8 protein-coding genes and 2 pseudogenes are annotated in these 6,608 nt (G+C 69.0%); 2 read left to right on the top strand and 8 right to left on the bottom strand.

What is annotated here, in order from left to right:
* Positions 1-674, top strand: a pseudogene (locus tag FV222_RS14275) (peptide ABC transporter permease); the annotation flags it as partial.
* 37 nt (positions 675-711) lie between these two features.
* Here FV222_RS14275 and FV222_RS14270 read toward each other — a convergent pair.
* From FV222_RS14270 to argC, 5 genes are all read right to left on the bottom strand, one after another.
* Positions 712-1,134, bottom strand: a complete 423-nt coding sequence (locus FV222_RS14270) for a metallopeptidase family protein (protein ID WP_147814778.1) — start codon at positions 1,132-1,134, stop codon at positions 712-714.
* Positions 1,131-1,844 (bottom strand): pyrimidine 5'-nucleotidase, encoded by a 714-nt coding sequence (locus FV222_RS14265; protein WP_246685464.1) that lies wholly within the window; start codon positions 1,842-1,844, stop codon positions 1,131-1,133. The genes FV222_RS14270 and FV222_RS14265 overlap by 4 nt, the downstream gene beginning before the upstream one ends.
* Positions 1,845-1,964: 120 nt before the next feature.
* Positions 1,965-2,864: an acetylglutamate kinase gene (gene argB, locus FV222_RS14260; RefSeq protein WP_187273582.1), complete on the bottom strand. Its 900-nt coding sequence runs from the start codon at positions 2,862-2,864 to the stop codon at positions 1,965-1,967.
* Positions 2,865-2,928: 64 nt separating this feature from the next.
* Positions 2,929-3,399 carry a nuclear transport factor 2 family protein gene (locus FV222_RS14255; protein WP_147814776.1) on the bottom strand — a complete coding sequence of 157 codons (471 nt, stop codon included), beginning with the start codon at positions 3,397-3,399 and terminating at the stop codon, positions 2,929-2,931.
* A 76-nt stretch (positions 3,400-3,475) separates the two neighbouring features.
* Entirely contained in the window at positions 3,476-4,423 is a 948-nt protein-coding gene (argC, locus tag FV222_RS14250; protein WP_147814774.1) for an N-acetyl-gamma-glutamyl-phosphate reductase, read from the bottom strand.
* Positions 4,424-4,600: 177 nt separating this feature from the next.
* On the opposite strand from argC, the gene FV222_RS14245 reads away from it, so the two are divergent.
* A complete protein-coding gene (locus tag FV222_RS14245) occupies positions 4,601-5,104 on the top strand; it encodes a hypothetical protein (RefSeq protein ID WP_147814772.1) in 504 nt (167 codons plus the stop codon).
* A gap of 139 nt (positions 5,105-5,243) precedes the next feature.
* On the opposite strand, the gene rpsI is transcribed toward FV222_RS14245, so the two are convergent.
* The 3 genes and pseudogenes from rpsI to FV222_RS14230 all read right to left on the bottom strand — a co-directional run.
* On the bottom strand, positions 5,244-5,729 hold the full coding sequence (rpsI, locus tag FV222_RS14240) for a 30S ribosomal protein S9 (protein WP_147750197.1): 486 nt from the start codon (positions 5,727-5,729) through the stop codon (positions 5,244-5,246).
* 1 nt (position 5,730) lies between these two features.
* On the bottom strand, positions 5,731-6,192 hold the full coding sequence (gene rplM / locus FV222_RS14235) for a 50S ribosomal protein L13 (protein WP_147750196.1): 462 nt from the start codon (positions 6,190-6,192) through the stop codon (positions 5,731-5,733).
* A 227-nt stretch (positions 6,193-6,419) separates the two neighbouring features.
* Positions 6,420-6,608 (bottom strand): annotated as a pseudogene (locus FV222_RS14230) (CoA-binding protein); the annotation flags it as partial.

Raw genomic sequence — 6,608 nt, 5'->3', positions numbered from 1 at the left:
ACCGGGAGGCGCTCGGCCTCGCCGTGGTGGTCGCCGTGGCGCTGGCGGTCTCGCCGGATGTCGGGCAGATCGCGGCGCTCGCGATCGGGGCGCTGGCCTTTGCGGTAACGAGCTTCCGGCCGCGCCTCGGCGTCGGCCTCACCGCCGGCATCGCCGCCGGCTTGCTCGCGGTGGCGCCGCTGCTGCCGTTTCTCGCCCGACCCGTCGGCGCCGCCCTGTTCGGCCCCCTGAGCCCCGGCGTGATGACGCTGAAGAGCTGGCAGCGGATCGTGACCACCGAGCCGGTCAGGCTCATCACCGGCCACGGCTTCGAGACGGCCTTGCGCGGGCGCGTCTTCGGGCTGATCCCGGTGAACGCGCCGAGCACGGCGCTGTTCGCCATGTGGTACGAGCTCGGCGTCGTCGGTGCGCTGGCCGCCGCCTACGCCCTCTACGCCTCGGTTCGCCGCGCCGGCCGCGACGTGCCGCTGCTGGTGCCCGGGGCGATGGCGGGCTTCGCCGCTGCCTTCACCATCGCCTGCATCGGCGTCGGCCTGACGGTAGTGTGGTGGCTGACGACGCTGGCCATCACCATCCTCGTCTTCGTCGCGATCGAGCGCGGCCAGTTCCGCACCCGCCGCCCGAAGGTGAGCCGCCTGAAGCTGCCGCCCCTGGGCGAGCCGCCGACGCCTTGAACTTCGTCTCATGGGTCAGGACCCATGAGGTCCGGTCTCAAAGGTCGGCGGCGGCCTCGATGCCGGCCATGTCGGCGTCCGACAGCCCGACATGGTGGCCGATCTCGTGGATGAGCACGTGGGCGACGAGGTGGCCGAGCGTCTCGTCGTGCTCGGCCCAGTAGTCGAGCAGGGGCCGGCGGTAGAGCCAGACCGTGTTCGGCATCTGGCCCGTGACGGTCTCGCCGGCTTGCGCCAGACCGATCCCGCGGAACAGGCCGAGCAGGTCGAACTCCGATTCGCACTGCATCTCGGACAGCGTCTCGTCATCGGGGAAGTCGTCGACGACGATGCGGACGTCGCGCGCCAACGCCTGGAACTCGGCCGGCAGCGCCGCGAAGGCGGCGTGCGCCAGATCCTCGATCTCGACGAGGCTCGGCGCCTTCGCCGCGCTCAGGGCTTGCGCGTCGACGAGGCTCACGCGGCATCCTTGGCGACGGGAAGGACGCAGCGGCGCAGGAACGCGGCGAGGTCGTTGGTGATGTGGTCGATATGGGCTTCGCGTACCGCCTCCTGCTCGAAGGCCTCGCGGTAGGGGTCGATCGCGGACGGCACCACCAGCACGGTGGCCATGCCCATCTGGTGCGGCACCACGAGGTTGCGGGCGATGTCCTCGAACAGGGCCGCGCGCCGTGGGTCGACCGCGTGCTGGGCGAGGAAGCGCTCGTAGGTCACGCGTTCGGGCTTCGGCACGAAGTCGGCGGCGGCGATGTCGAACACGTCCTCGAAGTGGTCGAGGATGCCGAGGCTTTTCGCGACGTTCTCGGCGTGCTTGCGCGAGCCGTTCGTCAGGATGAGCTTGCGCCCAGGCAGCTGCTCGATCGCGTCGCCGAGCGCCGGATCGAGCCGGATCGTCGCGTGGTCGATATCGTGCGCGAAGTCGAGGAAGGCGTGCGGATCGACGCCCTCCTCGACCATCAGCGCCTTAAGGGTCGTGCCGTAGCGGTGGTAGAAGTATTTCTGCAGCGCGCGCGCAGACAGCCCGTCGAGGCCGTAGAGCTGCATGACGAACAGCGTGATGCGCTCGTCCACCTGCGGCCACACCATGGCGTCGCTCGGATAGAGCGTGTTGTCGAGGTCGAACACCCAGGTGTCGACGGCCTCGAAGCCGCGGGCGTCGTCCGCCGTCACGTGGCTCTCGCCGGCTATTGTTCTGTCCGAGATGTCCGGTCTCCGAGATGACCGCAAGGCAGGATGTGCGCACCCGGATTCCAAGCAAGATCCGGGCGCGCACGATGCGGGGTTGGGCCGTCAGCTCCGGCGGATCAGGGTGCCGGCGCCGTAATCGGTGAAGAGTTCCAGCAGCACGGCGTGGTTGACCTTGCCGTCGAGGATCACGACCGCCTCGACGCCCTGATCGATCGCGTAGATGCAGGTCTCGATCTTCGGGATCATGCCGCCGGTGATGGTGCCGTCGGCGATGAGCCGCCGGCAATCTTCGACCGTCAGCTCCGGGATCAGGTTCTTGTCCTTGTCGAGCACGCCCGGCACGTCGGTGAGGAGCAGCAGGCGCTTGGCTCGGAGCGCCCCGGCGATGGCGCCGGAGAAGGTGTCGGCGTTGACGTTGTAGGTCTTGCCGTCGGCGCCGTAGGCCACGGGGGCCAGCACGGGGATCAGTTCGGCCTTCAGCACCGCGTCGAGGACGCCGCGCTCGACGTGCTCGGGCTCGCCGACGAGGCCGAGGTCAACCGTCTGCATCTCCCGGCTCTCGGGGTCCATCACGGTCTTGGTCGCGCGCTTGGCCCGGACCATGTTGCCGTCCTTGCCGCACAGGCCGATCGCACGGCCGCCCTCGGCCGAGATCCAGCCGACGATCTGCTTGTTGATCGAGCCGGCCAGGACCATCTCGACCACCTCGACGGTGGCCTCGTCGGTGACACGGAGGCCGCCGCGGAACTCGGACTGGATGCCGAGCCGCTCGAGCATCCGGCCGATCTGCGGGCCGCCCCCGTGGACGACGATCGGTTTCACGCCCGATTGCTCGAGCAGCACGATGTCCTCGGCGAAGTCTTCGGCCGCGGAGGCGTCGCCCATGGCGTGCCCGCCATACTTGATGACCACGATCTCCTGGTCGTAGCGCTGCATGTGGGGCAGCGCCTGGGACAGGACTTCGGCGCGGACGTGCACGTTCGGCAGTTCGGTCATCGGCATCCTCTCGCGCCGGCTTCGCGACGCGCAGGTCTCTACAGGAAGCTTGGCGAACCGCGAAGCGCCATCACAGGCCCAGCTCCGAGAGGCCCGGATGATCGGCGGGCCGCGGCCCCTGAGGCCAGTGGAACTTGCGCTCCGAGGCGGCGATGGCGACGTCGTTGATGCTGGCCTCGCGGCGGCGCATCAGGCCGGCCTCGGTGAATTCCCACTGCTCGTTTCCGTGGGAGCGGAACCACTGCCCGTCCGCGTCGTGCCACTCGTAGGCGAAGCGCGCCGCGATCCGGTTCTCGTGGAAGGCCCAGACCTCCTTGATCAGGCGGTACTCCCGTTCGCGCTCCCACTTGCCGGTCAGGAAGGCGACGATCGCCGGGCGCCCGACCAGGAACTCGGAGCGGTTCCGCCACCAGCTGTCGGGCGTGTAGGCCAGCGACACCCGCTCGGGGTCGCGGGTGTTCCAGGCGTCCTCGGCGCCGCGCGCCTTCTTGGCCGCGGACCCGGCATCGAACGGCGGCAGCGGTGGGCGCGTCTCGGTCATGCGGTTCGATCTCCTGGTCGCAGCCGCCCGATCGTTCGCGGGCGGCGCGGTCGATGCGTCGGGCGGACGGCGCGGGTCAGGCGCCGAGCCCGAGCATCAGGCCGATGTTCTGCACGGCCGCGCCCGAGGCGCCCTTGCCGAGGTTGTCGAGGCGGGCGACCAGCACCGCCTGCCGGTGCTCGGCCGAGCCGAACACCCGCAGCTCCAGGCGATCGGTGTCGTTGAGCGCCTCCGGCTCGATCTGTTCCTTGTGGGCGCCGGTGGTCGCGCCGGGCACGACCTGCACCAGGGGCTGCCCCGCGTACCAGCGCACGAGGGCGTCCTCGAGGTCGCCCGCCGACGGGCGGCCCGGCAGCGCGTCGAGATGGAGCGGGATCGACACCAGCATGCCCTGCCGGAACGCGCCGACGGAGGGGATGAAGATCGGCCGGGCGGTGAGCCGGGAATAGGTCTGCGTCTCCGGCAGGTGCTTGTGCGCGAATCCGAGGCCGTAGAGCAGGAACGGCGCGGCCGAGCCGGCCTCGTAGGATTCGATCATGCTCTTGCCGCCGCCGCTGTAGCCGCTGACCGCGTTGATGCTGACGAAGGTGTCGGCCGGAATCAGGCCGTCCTCGACCAGCGGCCGCAGCAGCGCGATCGCGCCGGTGGGATAGCAGCCGGGGTTGGCGACCCGCCGCGAGGCGGCGATCGCCTCCGCCTGCCCAGGGGCCATCTCGGCGAAGCCGTAGGTCCAGCCGCTGGCGATCCGGTGGGCGGTGCTGGCATCGAGCACGCGGGGACCGCCGCCGGGCAGCGCGTCGCAGAGCGCCACCGTCTCGCGGGCCGCGTCGTCCGGCAGGCAGAGCACCACGAGGTCGACCTCGGCGAGCAGCGCCCGCTTCACGCTCGAATCCTTGCGGTCGGCATGCGCGATGCTGCGGAGCACCACCTTGCCGTCGCGCTCAAGGCGCTCCCGGATGCCGAGCCCTGTCGTGCCGGCCTCGCCATCGATGAACACCGTCGGCTTTTTGGTCTCGCCCGCCATCGCTCGTCGCACCCTCGAAGCCGGCCGCCGCCGGGACGTCGTGTCGCGGTGCGGGAGGTGGCCGGTGCGTGCCGGCCTGTCAATGCCGGGCGCCATCAACAAGCCATCGCGCTGCTGCCGGAACGCGGTGGGCGTGCCCCCGTTGTCGGCAAAATCGACGACGATGGGTGAAAGACGATGTCCGAGACCGCGAAGAAGACCGATCCCAAGCTTTGGGAGACGACCAAGGACAAGGTCACGAAGAGCGAGAAGGGCGGAAAGGCCGGCCAATGGTCGGCTCGCAAGGCCCAGCTCGCGACGCAGGAATACAAGAAGGCCGGCGGCGGCTACGCCGGCAAGAAGACTGACGACAACCACCTGAAGCAGTGGACCGACGAGGAGTGGGACACGAAGTCCGGCAAGGAAAGCGGCAAGACCGGGGAACGCTACCTGCCGAAGAAGGCGCGCGAGGCCGTCTCGGACGAGCAGTACGACCGCTCGACGCAGAAGAAGCGCAGCGACACGGCGAAGGGCAAGCAGTTCTCGAAGCAGCCGAAGGACGTGGCGAAGAAGGCCGCGACCGCCCGCAAATCCGCCTCCGGCGAGACCAAGGCCGACCTGATGAAGAAGGCCAAGGCGCAGAAGGTGCCCGGGCGCTCGAAGATGTCCAAGGCGGAGCTCGAGAAGGTGGTCCACGCTTGACGCGGCAGTCGCGCCCGCTGGGACCTGTCGGGCGGTCCGCTGAAGGCGAGCTCGACCGATTTGGGTCAGCGATTGGACCGAACCAATAAAAAAGGCGGCCCCGCAAGGAGCCGCCTTCTCTTTTGACCGAATGGGCCGATCAGCGCTTCGAGAACTGGAAGCTGCGGCGAGCCTTCTTGCGGCCGTACTTCTTGCGCTCGACCACGCGGCTGTCGCGGGTGAGGAAGCCCTCGCGCTTCAGCGGCGCGCGAAGCTCCGGCTCGTAGTAGGTCAGCGCCTTCGAGAGGCCGTGGCGCACCGCGCCGGCCTGACCCGAGAGACCGCCGCCGGCGACCGTGACGGTGATGTCGTACTGGTCGACGCGGTTGGCCACCGTGAGCGGCTGGCGCAGGATCATGCGCAGCACGGGGCGGGCGAAGTACACCTCGACGGCGCGCTTGTTGACGACGACCTTGCCGGTGCCGGGGCGGATCCAGACGCGGGCGACCGCGTCCTTGCGCTTGCCGGTGGCGTAGGCGCGGCCCTGGGCGTCGAGCTTCTGCACGTGGACGGGCGCGGCGTGCTCGTTCTCGAGGCCGCCGGCGTTCGACCGGTTGAGGTCGGAGAGGGACTGAAGCGTCGCCATCTTAAGCGCTCACGTTCTTGCGGTTGAGGACGCCGACGTCGAACGTCTGCGGCTGCTGGGCCTCGTGCGGGTGGCTGGTGCCCTTGTAGACCCGGAGGTTGCCCATGATCTGGCGGAACAGCGGGCCGCGGGGCAGCATGCGCTCGACGGCCTTCTCCACGACGCGCTCGGGGAAGCGCCCTTCGAGGATGAACTTGGCCGACCGCTCCTTGATGCCGCCGGGGAAACCGGTGTGGTGGTAGTACACCTTCTGGACGTATTTGCGCCCGGTGAACTTCACCTTGTCGGCGTTGATGACGATGACGTTGTCACCGCAATCGACGTGGGGGGTGTAGGCGGGCTTGTGCTTGCCGCGCAGACGCAGGGCGATGATCGACGCCAGACGGCCGACGACGAGGCCCTCCGCGTCGATCACGATCCACTTCTTGTCGACGTCGGCGGGCTTCAGCGAAAAGGTTTTCATAAGCCGAATTCCGTTGGCGCTCGGTGGTGTGTCGAAAAACGAGCCGCCGCCGCGTCGGGGGACGCGGTGGCGTTGGCCGGTGGATAGACGGGGCGACGCCTGAGGTCAAGCCGTTTCGCAGGCGCGCATCACCGGAAAAGCGATGTTCTGGAAGGAGTTCAGCCCAGTGGTATCCAGATACCGCGAGCCCGGGACCTGTCCCGTCGCACCATCGCGAATGGTGTGCTTCAATCCATTCCGCCACCTCGCGGGGCGATGGTGAACTTCTGTACGCCCTTGCCCGCGAGCACCGGCTTCTTCGCGCTGATGATGCGCGAGTTGACCCCGGTCCAGCCGATTTCGCCCGAGAGCCGGCCGTACTCGATCTTGGGGCAGCGGTTCATGATGACCGTGACGCCACGCGCCTCGGCGCGGGC

The sequence above is a fragment of the Methylobacterium sp. WL103 genome (genome assembly GCF_008039885.1).
GTDB classification, from domain to species: Bacteria; Pseudomonadota; Alphaproteobacteria; order Rhizobiales; family Beijerinckiaceae; genus Methylobacterium; species Methylobacterium cerastii.
This window is presented reverse-complemented; position numbering and strand designations above follow the sequence as displayed.